The organism is Myxococcus sp. MH1, assembly GCF_059738865.1.
In genome coordinates, this window is sequence record NZ_AP026947.1 from 7,333,510 (window position 1) to 7,349,950 (window position 16,441).

A 16,441-nucleotide genomic window follows, 5' to 3' on the forward strand; every position below is an offset into this window, starting at 1 on the left:
CTGCCGACAGCAATGGCGGTGCCAGCAGCGTCTCATTCGAGAAGCCGCGGTGACAATCCGAAGCGTCTCCGGTGTTTTCCGCGAGCGCACTCAGAAACCTGAGGGGCGCGGTGTCTCGAATTGATCAACCTCCGAGCCCCCGGCGTCCAAGCGGGCTCACCCAGACGCTGTCCTCGAAAGAGGCGGCACATCGCAGGCCACACACCCCATGTGGAAACTCCGCTTCATCCCGCTGCTCTGTCTCCTCACCCTCACCGGTTGCACCGAGCCCACCTCACGCGAGGCCTCGCGCCAGCAGCCCATCCCGAACCGATACATCGTCGTGCTCCGCCCCCAGGCCCACACGAAGGCCCACGGGCAACAGAAGCCTCGCGAGTACGTCGCGAACCTCGCCAAGGCGCACGGCGCGACGGTGCTGCGCGCCTATGAGCACGCGCTCCAGGGCTTCACCACGGAGCTCGACCCGACACGCCTCGAATCGCTGCGCGCCGATGAGCGCGTGGCCTTCATCGAACAGGACGCCCGGGTGCGCCCGCTCGCCACGTCGCAGACAGCGGCGTGGGGACTGGACCGCGTGGACCAGGAGGACCTGCCGCTCGACGGCCACTACCGTCCCGCGCTGAGCGGCGCGGGCGTCCACGCGTATGTCCTCGACACCGGCATCCGCTCCACGCACGCCGAGTTCCAGGGACGCCTGGGCGAGGGCTTCGACGTGCTGGACCCTGAGGGTGGTGCGGAGGACTGCCACGGTCACGGCACGCACGTGGCGGCAACCCTCGGAGGCTCCACCTGGGGCGTGGCGCGCGCCGCGACGCTGCACTCCGTGCGCATCATCGACTGCGAAGGCGAGGGCACGGTGTCGGGCATCATCGCCGGCATCGACTGGGTCACCGCCCATCACCAGGCCCCCGCGGTCGCCAACCTGAGTCTCAGCCTGGAGGTCTCCGAGGCCCTGGACCAGGCGGTCCGCAACGCCGTGGCCGCCGGAGTCACCGTCGTCGTGGCCGCGGGCAACCGCAGCGTCGATGCGTGCGACTACTCTCCGGGCCGCGCGGCGGAAGCCCTCACGGTGGGCGCCACCCGGCTGACGGACACGCGGGCGTCGTTCTCGAACTACGGCCGCTGCATCGACCTGTTCGCGCCGGGCGAGGACGTCCTCTCCGCCGACCTCCCGGACGACACGGCGACCGAGGTCCGCTCCGGCACCTCCATGGCCACACCACACGTCGCCGGCGCCGCCGCGCTCTACCTGGAGACCCATCCCCGCGCCACGGCGACGCAGGTGATGGACGCGCTCGCGGGCGCCGCCGTGGCGGGGCGTGTGAATGAGGCCGGCCCAGGCTCCCCCAACCTGCTGCTCCAGGCGGGCTTCCGACACGTGACGGGAGACCATCACCGTCCCTGGGCGCAGGTGATGACGCCGTTCCCCTGGAGCACCGTGCGAGGCACCTCGCGCGTGCGCGTGCTCGCCTGGGATGACGTGGCGGTGCGCCGCGTGGACCTCTGGGTCAACGGCCTCCTGCGCGCCAGCGACACCACCCTCCCCTTCGAGCTGGACTGGGACACGCGCGAGGAGCTGAACGGCCCCACCACGCTGGAGGTCCGCGCCTACGACACCGCGCTCGGAGCCTGGCGCGCCACGCCGGTGAAGGTGACGGTGCGCAACCCGGACGTCGCGGACTTCGATGCGACGCTCCTGGCGCCCCGCTGCACCACCCTCGCGTCAGCATGCGACACGGGCATGCTGGTTCGCGGAATGGGGAGCGTGGGGCCGGAGCTCCATGCCCCCAACACGCTCGACGGAAGCTGCGCCGATGGCAACAGCGGCACCTACGGTGTCACGCCATCGCTGGAAGGCCTGCGCGTCGCCAGCCAGGATGGGGGCCCGCTCACCGCCGGCAGGCCCGTGACGCTCACCGCGAACGTCATCGGCTTCCTCCCCTTCTTCGAGCGCGTGAACCTCTTCCACGCACCCGACGCACGCCATCCCCAGTGGACCCACGTGGCCACGCTCCCGGTCGAGGTGACGGGAGAGAATGCGCTGTCCGTCACCTTCACGCTGCCGGAGGGTGGGCTCCAGGCGATTCGCGGCGTCATCGGTGACAATCCCACCGGGGCAAGCTGCGTCGCGAGCGAGTGGACGGACCACGACGACCTCGTCTTCCCCGTGGCGCCCTCGCGTCGCTGAAGCAGGCCACGACCCGGCGCGCCGTCACCCGGCGGCGCGCCGCCGTCTCTCAATGGGGGCGCGTCGAGTCCGTGCTCTCGTCGAGCATCCGCACCGCCACCGCGCGACATCCGCCACACACCACGCCCGCCCGCTCCCAGTGCACCTGGTCCTCGAGCTCGCGAGCATCCTCGGGCCCCTCTTCCAGTCGCCGCACCAGCGCCGCGAGCGCGTCCTGCTCACCGTCCTCCGACGCCTCGGCGGACTCCAGCACGTCCTGCTCGCCCTCGAGGACCAGCTTGAAGCGGTAGTACACCTCGCGTGGGTTCAGGGCGCGCCCACACGTCGCGCAGTGCCGAAGTCGGGGTCCGGTCATCGCAGGTGGGCTCCCTCGCTCGGGTGCGCAACAGCCATGGCATTCCGCAACCCCCAGCGTGGCACACTGCCACGCTCTCCCGACACTGCTTCCCTGAATTCAGGGAGATAGTTTGAGGCACGAGGATTGCTGGCAACCCCGGGTCCCACGTCCCCCAGGGTCCACCCCTTCGTGTCTCATCCATGAATCACCCGTCTCGTCCCGAAGTCGCGGGGGGCCCCGTCGTGGCCTCCGAGCGAGTCCCGTTCGTCTTCCCGAAGCCGAGGCGCTCCGGGGCACTCGCCGCGCTGTTCATCGCGCTCACCGCCTGCGAGAGCACGCCGTCCGACAAGGGCTCCGGGCCCGGGGTGGAGGAGGAGACGGCGTCACCGGTCGTCACCATCGACGCCATGGACAACGAGCAGCACGTGCTGCGTGGCGGCTTCCAGATGGACGCGGGCGTCGTGCGCGTGGAGGTCTACGAGGGCTCCATCCTGCTCGGGCTGGCGGTGCTCGAGGACGGACGGTGGAGCATCCCGTGGCAGCCGGGCCACGAGAGCGAGTCGCTGGAGGTCGTCGCCTATCACGACAGCGGGACGGAGGTGCGCACGCGCCTGGAGTTCCAGCGGCTGGGCTTCGGCACGCAGGACAGCCTGTACGCGGCCGAGGCGCTCCTGACGCTCCCCACGTCCCCGGACACGACGACGCGCTACACGCTGGATGGCTCCACGCCGGGCCCGACGTCTCCCGTCTACACGGCGCCGTTGGTGCTGCTCAACCGACGCGGGCAGCCCGCGCCGCTCAGCCTCATCCCGACGAATCCCGCCGAGTCACCGGAGCCCTGGCGCTGGAAGCCGCCCACCGCGCCCTCCACGCTCGCGACGGTGGTGCGCGTGCGGCAGTTCGCGGGCGAGACGCCGGTGGACGCGGGACAGGCGCGCACGTACCTCATCGGACAGCCGCGCGCGTACACGTTGCCGGTGTTGTCGTTGGCGACGGACGCGGCGAACTTCTTCGGTGACGAGCAGGGCATCTACGTGCCGGGCCGCGTCTACGCCGAGACGCCGGGGCCCATGGAGGGCTGGGGCACGGGCAACTACATGCAGGACGGCAAGGACTGGGAGCGCCCGGTCCACGTCGAGTGGTTCGACGCCGTGGGCGCGACGGTGTTCGCGCAGAACGCGGGCGTGCGCATCCACGGCGCGGGCAGCGCGGCGATGCCGCAGAAGAGCCTCCGGCTGTACGCGAAGGAGGAGTACGGCCCGGAGCTGTTCCAGGCGGACGTGTTCCCGGACCATCCGCTGCGCGAGTTCAAGCGGCTCATCGTGCGCACCTCGGGGCAGGACCAGGTGGGCTCCAAGCTGCGCGACTGCGCGCTCCAGGGCTTGCTGCGCGAGACGTCCCTGGCGCTGCAGGCCTGTCAGCCCACGCTGGTGTTCCTGGATGGCGAGTACTGGGGACTGCACGAGCTGCGCGAGCGGTATGACGAGTACTACCTGGCCACGCACCACGGGCTGAAGCGCAAGGACATCGTCATCCTGGAGGCCGACGGCATCCTCGACACGGGCGAGGACGCGGACGTGCTGCCCTACCAGGAGCTGCTCGCCTACGTGCGCGAGCACGACCTCTCCGTCCCCGAGCACTCCGCGTACGTCGCGGCGCGCATCGATGTGGAGGACTTCATCGACTACCACATCGCGGAGGTCTACTTCGGCAACGAGGACTGGCCGGACAACAACGTGAAGTTCTGGCGCCTGCGCGGTGGGGAGACCTCCGGCGACACGGGGCCCGGGGATGGGCGGTGGCGCTGGCTGCTCCACGACTTGGACGCGGCCTTCATCGGAGGTCCCGAGGCCAACTCACTCGGCCGGCTGCTGCGCGACGAGCGGCTCGGCGAGTCCTTCGTCGTGCTGTTCCGGAGCTTGATGAAGTCGCCGGACTTCAAGGGTCTGTTCGTCTCGCGCTTCCAGTGGCACCTGGAGAACACCTTCGCGCCGGAGCGGGTGCTGGCCCTGCTCGACGAGGCCGCGGCGCGACTTGCACCCGAGATGGCCGAGCACGTCGCGCGGTGGGGTTACCCGGCCTCGGTGGAGTCGTGGCAAGCGGAGGTGGAGTGGATGCGCGAGTGCGCGCGTCGTCGGCCCGAGGCGCTCCAGCGTCATCTGCGGGAGGAGCTGGGCGCGCCCTGAGCCCGTCTTCCTCATGCCGCGTCGACCCGACCTGGATGCCCTGCGGGGGTTGCTGCTCGTCCTGATGACGCTGACGCACCTGCCCACGCGGCTCAACGCGTACACCAGCCAGCCGTTCGGCTTCGTCTCCGCGGCCGAGGGGTTCGTGTTCCTGTCGGCGTTCCTGGTGGGGGGCACGCATGTGAAGGCGTGGGACGCGCCGGGGAAGCTGTGGCGCGGGCTGCGGCGCAGAGCCCTCAAGGTCTACGCGCACCACGTCGGGCTGCTCTGCTTCGCCTTCACCTTCATCGGCGCGGTGGGCTGGCTCACGCACCGCCCCGCGGTGCTCAACCTGCTCGACTTCTTCCACCAGGAGCCGCTCACGGCGCTGCTGAGCAGCCTGGTGTTGCTGTATTGCCCGCCGCTGCTGGACATCCTCCCGCTCTACGTCGTGCTGCTGTTCCTGTCGCCCTTCGTGCTGACCGCGGCGCGCCATGCGGGCTGGGGGAAGGTGGTGTGCCTCAGCGCGCTGGTGTGGCTGTGGGCGCAGCTGGGGCTCAAGCGGGAGCTGTACGGCACGTTGGGGTCCGTGTCCTGGCTGCCGATGAAGGTGGACCACTCCGGGGCGTTCGACTTGTTCGCCTGGCAGTTCCTCTGGGTGCTCGGCGTGTGGCGGGGGAGCCTCAGGGCGCGGGCCGCCGGGAGCCCCGCGCCGCCGCCGCGCCTCCAGTGGGTGTTGGCGTGGGGAGTGGTCGTCGTGTTCCTGCTCGCGCGGTACGAGGTGCCAGGGTTCCAGCTGTTCACGAGCTGGCCCGTGCTGCTCGACAAGTGGACGCTGGCGCCGCTGCGGCTGGTGAACTTCCTGGCGCTGGCGCTGCTCGCGGACCGGGGTGCGCCGCTCGTGTATCGCTGGCTGCGGCCGAGGGTGCTGGAGCTGTTGGGCAGCGCGTCCCTGCCCGTCTTCAGCGCCCATCTGGTGTTGTGTCTGTTGAGCCTCGCGCTCATCAACGAGAGCGAGGCGCCGCTGGACAGCCTGGAGGAGGTCGCCGTGCTGGTGGTGACGTTCGCCGGGATGGTGGTGGTGGCGCTGCATCACCAAAGGCGCGCGGCGCCCCTCACGGGCTGAGCCGGGCGCGACCGAGTCAGAGCACCTGGCGAAGGCCGAAGCGGCCCCGGGCGCGGAGGGAGTCTCCGTCCGTGGCGACGACGGGGGTGAACTGCCCCTGGCTCGGCTCGTAGGCGTGCACGCAGCCGTCCTCGAGCTGGTAGACCCAGGCGTAGAGGTTGAGCGCGCGGTTCGCGAGGGCCTCGGCGACCGTGGGATGGGAGCGCAGGTTCTCGAGCTGCACGAGGACGTTCTCACCGACGGCCGCATCGAGGAGGGCATCTCCGCTCAGGTGGGCGTAGCTGGCCTCGACGATGCGCCGGGTGGACTCCGCGTGGCGCAGCCACTGGGCCATCTGGGGGAGCTTGTCGAGGAGCTGGGGCTTGAGCAGACCGTGCATGGCGCCGCAGCGGGTGTGTCCGCAGACGATGATGTGGCGGACCTTGAGGGCGGCGACGGCGTACTCGATGGTGGCCGCGGTGCCGTTGTTGGCGGTGCTGTAGGGCGGGACGATGTTGCCGGCGTTGCGGATGATGAACAGCTCGCCGGGCCCGGCGCCCGTCACCTCGTTGGGGAGGACGCGAGAGTCGGAGCAGGTGATGAAGAGGACCTCGGGGTTCTGCGCCTCCGCGAGCTTCGAATAGAGGTCTTGCTTGGAGCGGAAGACCTCGGTCTGGAAGTGATGCAGTCCCGGGATGAGTTTCTCCATGAAGGCGCAGCCTTCACCAGGAGCAGCGCCTCCGACAACCCCATTGCGTGTGCCACGCGGGTGACGGTGAACATTTCCACCGGCCTGCGCGAAAAAGCCTCTCCACCATGAATGCACACGCAACGGCCGTGGCATCATCGACAGGCAGCACACGAAGCGTCAATCGCGTTGGGAGGAACCATGCGTACCCTGTTGACCCTGGGCCTTGCAGTCCTTGGCTTCCAGTTCGGCTGTGGTGTGGATGATGCCGACACGGAAGCGCAACCCGATATGGCTTCACAGGAGGCCCCGCTCCTCATCTGCCTGTCGGAGTACTTCATCAGGTATTACAGCGATGCAACCCTCACCACATCGGTCGGCACGGAGCGGTGCATCTGTGGAAGGACACCCGTGCGCACGGGGCAAAGGAGCCCGTACTTCATCGAAACTGACGGTGGGGAGTGTCCTGGCATTGCGCCGGAAGCCCGGGCGGATGGGACGGACACCACGCTCGAGATTCCTCCTCCCACGGCGACCATGAATTGCGAATGGATGGACGAGACCGAGCGAATCGAGTGCACAGCGAGCGCGAGCGGCGGAGTGACGCCCTATACCTACCAATGGCAAAGGGCGCACAACCTCGACGTCGATCCCGCTCCAGGCAACTGGCCCTGGCGCAATGGCACCACCACCTTCAGCGAGCCTTGCAAGTTCGGCCTCTACCCGGGCGGACGGTATTACTACAAGTACATCCGCTTCCGCGTCCTCGACGCCAACACCTACGTCTCGAACTTCGTTGAACAGAGCTTCCGCTGCTGGACGCCGAATCCGTAAACCCTCGGGATGATCAGGGCACTGAGCGGAACCCGTCTCGTGCCGCCGTGGCAGCAGCGCGCCGTCAGGGAGGCGAGCATCCTCCCTGACGGACTCACGATATTGCACGAACCGGGAATCGAACCCGGACGACCCTTGCGAGTCAGCGGATTTTAAGTCCGCTGCGTCTGCCAGTTCCGCCATTCGTGCAGGCCCCCTGTCCTACCAATCACCCTGCCCACTGCTCAACACCATTCCGAGGCCCCACGCCCGGGCCTCCCCCTCCCTCGTCTGCCCCAGCGCGCCCGCCTCTCGGACTCCGAGGGCGCCCGGCTTTCACTGTCCTGAAGGCGCCTCACGGGCACGACCCCGGGACGAACGACATCTCCGGTGGCACCGCGCATTCTGCGCGGGTCCCATTGGAACGACAGGGGAGAACGCCGCCCATGAGCACGTCGCCCCGTTCGCGCCTCCGAGCGGACGCCGTCCAGGCCCCCGCGCCCGGCGTGTATGCCTTTCGTGAGCCCCCCGACTCGCGCTCCGTGCTCCACCGAGAACTCGTGACCCACGCCTTGGGCCCCTGAGGAGAATCACATCCATGTTGTTTCAGTACCTTGAAGACAGCGCGCGAGCGGCCCCTCGACGGACAGCGGTCATCGACGGCGAGCGAGCCATCTCCTATGAGGAGCTCGACGCGGGCGCGAACCAGGTGGCCCGCACGCTCCAGGAGCTCGGCATCGGCCGGGGCGCGCGCGTGGGGCTCCACCTGACCAAGTCGCTCGAGGCCGTGGTGGGCCTTTTCGGCATCCTCAAGGCCGGCGCGGCCTACGTCCCCATCGACCCCTCCGCGCCGGAGTGGCGCCTGAAGTTCATCGCGAGGGACTGCGCGCTCGCGGCCATCCTCACCACCCCCTCCTGGCAGGCCTCGCTCCAGCAGGTGCAGACCCTGCGCGGAATCATCCTGGTGGGAACGCGACAGCCGAACACCACATCAGCACCTCCCGGGGAGAACCTCCCGACGACCCTGACCTGGGAGCAGGTGCGCACCCGCTCCACCTCGCGCCTGGAGAAGGACTCGCGCGCCACGGCAGAGGACCTGGCGTATGTCCTCTACACCTCCGGCGCCACCGGACACCCCAAGGGGGTCATGCACAGCCACCGCGCCGCGCAGGCCTTCGTCGAGTGGGCCTTCCAGACTGCGAACGTGCGCTCCTCGGACCGCGTCTCCAGCCTCTCGCCCTTCCACTTCGACCCGTCCGTCTTCGACCTCTTCGCCACGGCCAAGGGTGCCGCCACGCTGGTGCTGGTGCCCATCGAGCTGTCCGCGATTCCGCGGGAGCTGGCGGACTTCATCGCGAAGAGGGAGATCGCCATCTGGCACTCCGTGCCCTCGGTGCTCACCCAGCTCGAGGCCCGAGGCGAGCTGTCACGGCATGCCTTCCCGCACCTGCGCACCGTGCTCTTCACCCGCGAGGTCTTCCCACACAAGTACCTGCGCAAGCTAGTGCTGACCCTGCCCAGGCCGCGGTACCTCAACCTCTACGGCACCACCGAGACGAACGTCTGCACGTACCACGTCGTCACGCCCGCGGACCTCGCGAGCCCCGAACCCCTGCCCATCGGCAAGGTCTGCTGCGGAGACGAGGTCTTCGTCATCCGGGATGACGGCGCGCGGGCGGCGGACGGAGAGGAGGGCGAGCTGTGCGTGGCGGGCCCCACGCTGATGAGCGGTTACTGGGGACAGGAGGAGCACACCCGGAAGGTGCTCGGCCCCATTCCAGGCCACCCCAAGGCCTATCGGACGGGGGATCGGGTCACCCGGGAGGCTGGAGGCGTGCTGCGCTTCCTGGGCCGCCGCGATGACCGGGTCAAGGTCCGGGGCCGCCACATCGATCTGACCGCCGTGGAGGAGGTGCTGCTGCGCCACCCGGAGGTCGAGGAGAGCGCCGTGCTGACGCTCCCGGACGAGCTCGCGGGCGGGGAGCTGCGCGCCTTCGTGGTGCTCAAGGACAACGCGAGCGCCAGCCTCCAGGACCTGCGACAGCACTGCGCGGACTACCTGCCGCCCTACATGGTCCCCACTCGCATCGACACCTGCGAATCCCTGCCGAAGACGACCGCCGGGAAGAAGGACCGCGTCCGAATCCAGGAGGACGCCCGCCAACGCGCCTGAGCTGTCTCGTCCCACCGCGTCGGGCCTGGCCCCGTGGCCTCGCCCAGCTGGACATCGGAGTGAGTCGCCATGAACGGGAGCGTGGGACACTCGGCATCCGAGCCTCGGGGACGGACGGGAGCCCGCCCGATGCACGTGGACCTCTGGCGGGACTTCGAGCGACCGGGACACGTGGACGCGGCGAGCACATGCCACCTGCCCCGCGTCTTCCGTCTGTCCGGCCTGCTCGACTGGCGCGCGCTGCGTCTGGCGCTCGAGGCCCTGCAGCATCGCCACGGCGCTCCGTGGTCCACGCCCCCCGTGCCCGGCGTCTTCGTCCTCCCCACCATCAGCCTGCTCGATGGAACGCCCTATTCGGCGGTGCGAGAGGCACGATTGGCCGAGGCCTTGCGCCACGAGGCCCGGCGTCCGGTCGACCGCCAGGGCGCGCCCCTCGTCCAGGCGACGCTGTTCGTCCTGGACGTGAGCGAGCACGTGCTCCGGCTCGAATTCCACCCCAGCCTCATCGACATCCGGCCCCTGGAGGTGCTGCTGTGGGAGCTCGCGGAGCTGTATGCCGCGTACCGCAGAGGGTGGCCCGCGCCCATCCTGTCGCCCGTGGAGCCGAGTCCCCGGCCGTCCGCGAACGACTTCAGGCGCGGCCCACGCGGGGATGACCTTCCGGCGCCCGCGCGGCGAGGACCTCGCGGTGCGCCCCTCGCCGCCGAGGACGTGCTCGCGGCCCTGGGCATGGCCGATGCCGCGCACAGGGGAAGGATCCTCGAGGACCTCGAACAGGTCCGTTGAGCGGAGGACAGCCCCGGGGCCTCCGCTCGACCGGGGCCCGGGCAGGCTGGGGCCCGGGCCCGAAAGCCACCCGCCGGGCCCTGGGGGATGCGCCAACCCCTTGGGAGCGTTGATGAATCCAGGGCCTCGGCCCGGGCCAGACGGGCCCGGGGGTCGGCTCTTCACTCTTCGACGCCTGGGATGCGCTCCAAGGTCGCATCCCACCTCCCCCCTGTTATAAAGCGCCCCCCATGCTTGAGACCGTCACCAAGGGCTTCCGCGCCGCCAAGAACCGCCTCGCCGGCAAGAGCGAGCTCACCCCGGAGCTGGTCGACGAGTCGCTCCGCGACATCCGCGTCTCGCTCCTCGAGGCCGACGTGGCCTTCGACGTGGTGAAGAAGTTCGTCGCCCGCGTCCGCGAGAAGGCCGTGGGAGAGCTCGTCCAGACCACCATCACCGATGCCTCGGGCCAGAAGCGCAAGGTCAGCCCGATGGACCACTTCATCAAGATCTGCCACGACGAGCTCGAGGCGCTGATGGGGCCGGTGGACACGGGGCTGAACCTCAAGCCCAAGGGTCAGCTGTCCGGCATCATGATGGTGGGTCTGCAGGGCTCGGGTAAGACGACGACCACGGGCAAGCTCGCCAACCGGCTGCTCCAGCAGGGCCGCAAGCCGCTGCTCGTGGCCGCGGATATCTACCGTCCGGCCGCCGTGGACCAGCTCAAGGTCCTGGGCGAGCGGCTCAAGGTGCCCGTCTACCACGAGCCCGGGGTGCAGCCTCCCGAGCTGGCGAAGCGGGGCTATGCCGCCGCTCGCGAGCAGAAGTGCGACGTGGTGCTCATCGACACCGCCGGTCGTCTCGCCATCGACGAGGCGCTGATGTCGGAGCTGGAGTCCATCAAGTCGAACGTGCACCCGGACAACATCCTGCTGGTGTGCGACGCGATGATTGGTCAGGACGCCGTGCGCACGGCGGCCGAGTTCGACCGTCGTCTGACCCTGGATGGCTTCATCCTGACCAAGCTGGACGGTGACGCGCGTGGTGGCGCGGCGCTGTCCATCAAGGAAGTCACCGGCAAGCCCATCAAGTTCCTCGGCATGGGCGAGTCGATGGACAAGCTGGAGGAGTTCCGTCCGGAGGGCCTCGCCGGCCGCATCCTCGGGTTCGGCGACATCGTCGGCCTGATGAAGGACTTCGAGAAGGTCGTCGACGAGAAGAAGGCCGAGGAGGACGCGCGCAAGCTGTTGTCCGGCCAGTTCTCGATGAAGGACTTCGTCGAGCAGATCCGCATGGTGCGGAAGATGGGTCCGCTCAAGGACCTGCTGGAGAAGTTCCCGCTCTTCGGCGAGATGACGGAGCACCTGAACCCGGACGAGAAGGAGCTCACCAAGATCGAGTCGATGTACGACTCGATGACGGTGAAGGAGCGCCTGCGTCCGGACCTCATCAACGCCAGCCGGGTGAACCGCATCGCGAAGGGCAGTGGTCGCAAGCCCGAGGACGTGCGGGAGCTGCTGCAGAAGTTCGGGATGATGCAGCAGGTGATGGGGACGATTGGCCAGAACCCGGGGCTCCTGGGTCGCATCCCCGGCTTCAAGCAGCTGGGTCAGCTGTCGCAGATGCGGAACATGGACCTCTCCAGCATGTTCGGTGGGGACCCGAAGATGATGGAGAAGATGATGAGCGGCGGGATGCCGGGCATGGGGTTGCCCATGCAGCTGCCGCAGGTGGCTCCGGGCTACACGCCCCCCATGGGCCAGGCCGCCATGGCGAAGGCTCGGTTGATGGGCTACGCCCCGCCGTCCGCCGCCGGCGCCAAGGGCGAGGACCGGGATGCCATCAAGGAGCGCCGCAAGCGGGAGAAGGAGAACAAGAAGAAGAACCGCAAGAAGCGGTAGGCGGTCAGGCTTCCGCTGGCCCGTGAGCACGAAGCCCGTGTCACCCGGAGACGTCCGGGGGCGCGGGCTTTCGCTTGTCTGGGGTCCAGGGTCTGGGACGGAAGCCCGGGGGCGGGACGGGGCACCGCGGGCCTCGGCCGGGCCGAGGGCGTGTCATGGTAGGTGTCTGGACTGGAACACTCCCTGCACAGCAGACCTTCATGACGAACCGACTTCGCCTGTCCGTCCCCCTCTTCGCCGTCTTCCTGCTGTCCGCCTGTATCGATGTCCCGGACGTCGCGGGGCCGGAGGACATCCCTGATGCGGGGCAGCCTCCTCCTGACGCAGGAAGTCTCCCGGACGGAGGCGAGCAGCCCGCTGGGGACTTCGAGCTCAATGTCATGCCCACGGAGGACTCGATTCTCCAGGGGGCCACGAGGAGCTTCCAGGTCTCGCTCGTCCGCAAGAATGGCTTCAATGGGAGTGTCTCGGTGATGTTGGTGAGTCCACCGGGAGGCATCACCGCGCCCTCGGTCACGATTCCCGGCGCGAGCACGGTCTCGAGCTTGAGCATCAGTGTTTCCGAGCAGGTTGCGCCCGGCCCCGTGACACTCACGGTGCGTGGAATCTCAGGAGCGCTCCATCGAGACCGGAGCGTCTCGCTCACCATCGTTCCCCTGGGGGACCTGGCGGTCTCCTGGGTTGCGCCTTCAGCGTCGTACAGCGCCACGAATGGAGGACTGTCGGTCGAGGTCGCGGTGCAGGGGGGACAAGCCGAGAAGGTCGAGCTGATGAAGGGAGACACGGTGCTGACCACGTGGACCGCGCCGCCCTACACGTACTCCTGGGATACGACGAGCGAGGCCGAGGGGGAGTTCACGTTGGTGGCCAAGGCGACGAGAACGGGCTCGACGTTCGCGAGTGTCGCGAGGACCGTGGTGGTGGACCGGACGGCGCCGAGCATCGCGAGCAGGCAGCCGGCACACGGGGCCACCCAGGTGAGCGCCCGGACCCGCGTCGAGGTGGGGTTCAGCGAGGCCGTGAAGGCGGCGACCGTGAGCACTTCGAACGTGGGACTCATCGGGGATGGCGGCGTGCCCATTCCTGTCGCCCTGGAGCTGTCGGCGGATGGACGGACCCTGACGTTGACCCCGGCTGCGTCACTCGCCGCGTCCACGGCGGTGAGCGTGCGACTTGGGACGGCGGAGCAGCCCATCACCGACGAGGCGGGCAACATCCTCACCACGGGTGGTTCGTGGTCCTTCGCGGTCCCCTTCTGGCTGCCCATGGGAGGCGCCATCAGCGCGTCTCCTGGGAACACGCCCGCGGAGAACGTGGTGATGAAGGTGGGAACGGATGGGCTGCCCGTCATTGCCTGGTCGGAGTCGGATGGGACGAGCAAGAACATCCATGTGATGCGATGGACCGGACAAGAATGGCAACGACTCGGAGGACCTCTTCGAGTGCACTCCGCACCAGGTGCCCACGCAGAGCGTCCGGACCTTGCGATCGACAACTCAGGGAGGATCATCATCGCTTGGGATGAAGCTGTTGGGAAAGCAGGTGTCCCGCCCATTCAAGTCATGGCCTGGTCGGGAACGTTGTGGCAATCCCTCACGCCTCCTCCCTTCCCGAATGATTCCGGCACCGAAACGACCATCCCCAAGCTCGCGGTGGACGCATCGGGAGCGATCACTGTCTATGCCCAGGTCTATTACGTCACCGCATATTACGAGTCCAAAGCCTACATCCTCACAGCCAATCAGCAGACCTGGACGCAGGCACAGCTGTTTCTTGGCCCTGACTGGCTCAACAACTATCTCAAGGCAATAACCAGCGCGGGAAACACCATTTTCGCAGCCCACAGCAGCTATGTCGACTCGCTCGGGACTCGCGCTATCACCGTCACCCAAAACCACTCACAGCCATTTGGAACCGCACTCATCTCCAGTCCTACCGACGCCTACACTGACCAAGCAGCACTTGCCACCAATGGCGCTGGCGAACCGTTGGTAGCCTGGGACGAATTCAAGGGCGCTGGGGCATCCTCCAACATCTTCTTCGCGCGGTGGCAGGGCAGTGCGTGGCAATCTCCAGAGCTCGTGACCCCACACTCGACCAACAACAAAGCTCCATCGCTCACGATGGGTGATGATGGCTCTCCGCTGCTGGCTTGGAGTGGATTCGCCGAGCCGGAGCAAGTGATTTTCGTCGCCAAGCGAAGCACGTCCTCTTGGACACAGCTCGGCCCGGCACTGAGTGCGGAGTCAGGCGCAAGCACTCCGGGTAGCCGACCCGTGCTGGCTCTCGGAAAAGAGAACCGTCCGCTGGTTGCCTGGCTGGAAACGACAGCTACTGGGACGCACGTCTACGTCGCGCAGCAGAACCAATGAGCCAGTGGGGCTGGGCGTTCAACGCGCCCAGCCCTCCGTCGACTCAGCTGTTGTCGCGCTTTGGGACAACCAGCCCCTGGCTGAGTCGCTTCAGCACACGCTTCTTCTGACGGCGCTTGTAGGCATCATGCGCATTCTCTCCCTGCTCATTCAATCGGGCGGTCTCTTGGTCGACGATCTGGAACTCGACCAAGGAGATGATGACCCGGCCCTTCCGTGAACGCGTATCTTCGTGTGGAGCAGGGAGATGGGCGTCCATACGCACTGGCAAGTCCACCACGAAGTTCAGCGCCCGATAGGTGTTTCCGGAGAAGGAGTTGCCACTCTTGTCCTCACGAGCTTCGTAGTCTTTATCGAGGTGGAGTCGATGGGTGACTTGCTCGAAGTGAGGATTCTCCTCCAGGACACTGCGAAAGGGGAGCAGTGTGTTTTCAGTCTGCCCGGGAACAACGAGATGAAACGGGAACAACCACTGCGTCAGATAGTAGAGGACCGGTAACAAGTCTTCTCGTGCACGGGTCACAATCCGGAAACGGGTCCGATCATAGACCTGTGCCGCAACCGTCTCCTTCTTGGCCAGCAGCTTCGTCACCAAGGAGTCTTGGGTCTTGATGGAGTGCGCGAATTCGACAACAGGCAACCCTTTCGCCTGCATCTCACGTGCGACCCCCTGGACTCTCTCAGTCACCAACTCCGCCAGTTCAGCCTCGGAGATGGCAAGCCGGAACAGCAGATCTCTCCCCTCGATGTGCTGAATGACATGCATCACCTTGAGTACGACACAGGCGATCCGCCGATGCCGAACCTCACCTTTGGCCCCTGAGGCCAGAAGGAACAGGTCATGGATTTCTGTCGGTTGGGCTACCGCGTCGGCAACACGGTAGTTGAACGTCTTCCGCAAATAGACCACCGACTCGGCCAGCACGCTTCGCGCCCAGGCCTCGTCGTGAGGTTGGGACAAATCCAGTTGGCAAAGTCGCAAGAAGCGGTCGACCTCGTCTCGCGTCTGGAAGTGCATCCGACGCCAATCGATGACCGAGCCACCCCGCAGGATGAGACGAATGCGCTCAAGCTCGCGCAAGCCCATCTCCGCCACTGTGCGGACGGGGATCTCTGGAAGGACGAGGGAGAGCAAGGGGGCCTTCACGACTGAGCTTCCTATCCGAGTCGTTCGACGCGGGAAAGCCCTGAGGGGAGCTGGCCCTCCCCCTCCCCAACCAACAGGGAGGGGGCAAGACGGAGATTGATGTTCCGGGACTACCGGTCGGAAACCGGCTTGCCGGCCGCGAATCGGGCCTGCGAAACCGTCCGGCCATCCTCCGCGTAGACGACCTCAAGACCGTCCTGAAGTCCCTTCACCCACGCCTGCTCCAGCTTCTTCGTGCCGTTGGCGAAGTATTCGACGCGCTTGCCATGGTAGTCATTGCGCTCGAACTCGGTCTCGCCGGTCTTGACACCATTCGCGTCGTAGAACGTCCAGCGCCCAGTCCGCAGGTTGTCCTTGAACTGCCCTTCGGACTGCTTCTGCCCATTGGCCCAGAAGTCGACGTAGGGACCATGACGGACGACCTTGTCCAGGTCCGAACTTCCTCCGGTCTTGATGCAGAAAACCCCCAGGTCCTTCGTGGGCTTGCTTCCTTTCTGAGTGGTCCCGGCCGGGCATTCGAGACGAACCCCCTGACCCGCCGAGGCGTCTCCCGCAAGGGCAGGCGCGGAAACCACTGCAATAGCCAGGACCACGTGACGATAAGCCATCTCATCTCTCCTTCGCGGAAGGACGCCGGACGAGCAGCGCCACCACCTATCTCAACGCAGGAAATCTTCTCTTATTCATGGCGGCATTCGCCACCAACTGCGTTCCGGCCCAAAACAACGAGCCCCACCCCGGGTCATGGGATGGGGCTCTTGCGCTACAAACAGCTTTCAGCTGACTG

Annotated in this window: 12 protein-coding genes and 1 tRNA gene; 8 read left to right on the forward strand and 5 right to left on the reverse strand. The window is 67.3% G+C overall.

The annotated features are described in order from the left end of the window. Nucleotides 1–208 precede the first annotated feature (208 nt). Nucleotides 209–2,188, forward strand: a complete 1,980-nt coding sequence (locus tag AC6JA9_RS28595; RefSeq protein WP_497958138.1) for a S8 family serine peptidase — start codon at nucleotides 209–211, stop codon at nucleotides 2,186–2,188. 49 nt (nucleotides 2,189–2,237) lie between these two features. Here the strand turns inward: AC6JA9_RS28595 and AC6JA9_RS28600 are convergent, their stop codons facing one another. Next, nucleotides 2,238–2,543, reverse strand: coding sequence for a hypothetical protein (locus tag AC6JA9_RS28600; protein WP_223745748.1), 306 nt, complete (start codon nucleotides 2,541–2,543; stop codon nucleotides 2,238–2,240). 182 nt (nucleotides 2,544–2,725) lie between these two features. Here AC6JA9_RS28600 and AC6JA9_RS28605 point away from each other — a divergent pair, with 182 nt between their 5' ends. Both AC6JA9_RS28605 and opgC read left to right on the forward strand, forming a co-directional pair. Then, nucleotides 2,726–4,711: a CotH kinase family protein gene (locus tag AC6JA9_RS28605; RefSeq protein WP_497958139.1), complete on the forward strand. Its 1,986-nt coding sequence runs from the start codon at nucleotides 2,726–2,728 to the stop codon at nucleotides 4,709–4,711. Between the two features lie 13 nt (nucleotides 4,712–4,724). After that, complete coding sequence (gene opgC, locus AC6JA9_RS28610) at nucleotides 4,725–5,816, forward strand: OpgC domain-containing protein (RefSeq protein WP_497958140.1); 1,092 nt, start codon at nucleotides 4,725–4,727, stop codon at nucleotides 5,814–5,816. Nucleotides 5,817–5,832: 16 nt separating this feature from the next. On the opposite strand, the gene AC6JA9_RS28615 is transcribed toward opgC, so the two are convergent. Next, entirely contained in the window at nucleotides 5,833–6,504 is a 672-nt protein-coding gene (locus AC6JA9_RS28615) for a carbonic anhydrase (protein ID WP_141323624.1), read from the reverse strand. A 180-nt stretch (nucleotides 6,505–6,684) separates the two neighbouring features. Here AC6JA9_RS28615 and AC6JA9_RS28620 point away from each other — a divergent pair, with 180 nt between their 5' ends. After that, a complete protein-coding gene (locus AC6JA9_RS28620) occupies nucleotides 6,685–7,317 on the forward strand; it encodes a hypothetical protein (protein ID WP_223745745.1) in 633 nt (210 codons plus the stop codon). A gap of 103 nt (nucleotides 7,318–7,420) precedes the next feature. On the opposite strand, the gene AC6JA9_RS28625 is transcribed toward AC6JA9_RS28620, so the two are convergent. Continuing rightward, nucleotides 7,421–7,506 (reverse strand) — tRNA-Leu (locus AC6JA9_RS28625). Nucleotides 7,507–7,894: 388 nt separating this feature from the next. On the opposite strand from AC6JA9_RS28625, the gene AC6JA9_RS28630 reads away from it, so the two are divergent. The 4 genes from AC6JA9_RS28630 to AC6JA9_RS28645 all read left to right on the forward strand — a co-directional run bounded on the left by AC6JA9_RS28630 (nucleotide 7,895) and on the right by AC6JA9_RS28645 (nucleotide 14,507). After that, nucleotides 7,895–9,469 (forward strand): amino acid adenylation domain-containing protein, encoded by a 1,575-nt coding sequence (locus tag AC6JA9_RS28630; protein ID WP_483578311.1) that lies wholly within the window; start codon nucleotides 7,895–7,897, stop codon nucleotides 9,467–9,469. Nucleotides 9,470–9,598: 129 nt separating this feature from the next. Continuing rightward, nucleotides 9,599–10,255: a condensation domain-containing protein gene (locus AC6JA9_RS28635; protein WP_223745743.1), complete on the forward strand. Its 657-nt coding sequence runs from the start codon at nucleotides 9,599–9,601 to the stop codon at nucleotides 10,253–10,255. Nucleotides 10,256–10,485: 230 nt separating this feature from the next. Continuing rightward, nucleotides 10,486–12,135 (forward strand): signal recognition particle protein, encoded by a 1,650-nt coding sequence (ffh, locus tag AC6JA9_RS28640; protein ID WP_223745742.1) that lies wholly within the window; start codon nucleotides 10,486–10,488, stop codon nucleotides 12,133–12,135. Between the two features lie 200 nt (nucleotides 12,136–12,335). Beyond that, on the forward strand, nucleotides 12,336–14,507 hold the full coding sequence (locus AC6JA9_RS28645; protein WP_497958141.1) for an Ig-like domain-containing protein: 2,172 nt from the start codon (nucleotides 12,336–12,338) through the stop codon (nucleotides 14,505–14,507). A 43-nt stretch (nucleotides 14,508–14,550) separates the two neighbouring features. On the opposite strand, the gene AC6JA9_RS28650 is transcribed toward AC6JA9_RS28645, so the two are convergent. Beyond that, on the reverse strand, nucleotides 14,551–15,654 hold the full coding sequence (locus tag AC6JA9_RS28650) for a TIGR04552 family protein (protein ID WP_223745740.1): 1,104 nt from the start codon (nucleotides 15,652–15,654) through the stop codon (nucleotides 14,551–14,553). Nucleotides 15,655–15,764: 110 nt separating this feature from the next. Further along, nucleotides 15,765–16,262, reverse strand: a complete 498-nt coding sequence (locus AC6JA9_RS28655) for a toxin-antitoxin system YwqK family antitoxin (RefSeq protein ID WP_223745739.1) — start codon at nucleotides 16,260–16,262, stop codon at nucleotides 15,765–15,767. Between the last annotated feature and the right edge of the window lie 179 nt (nucleotides 16,263–16,441).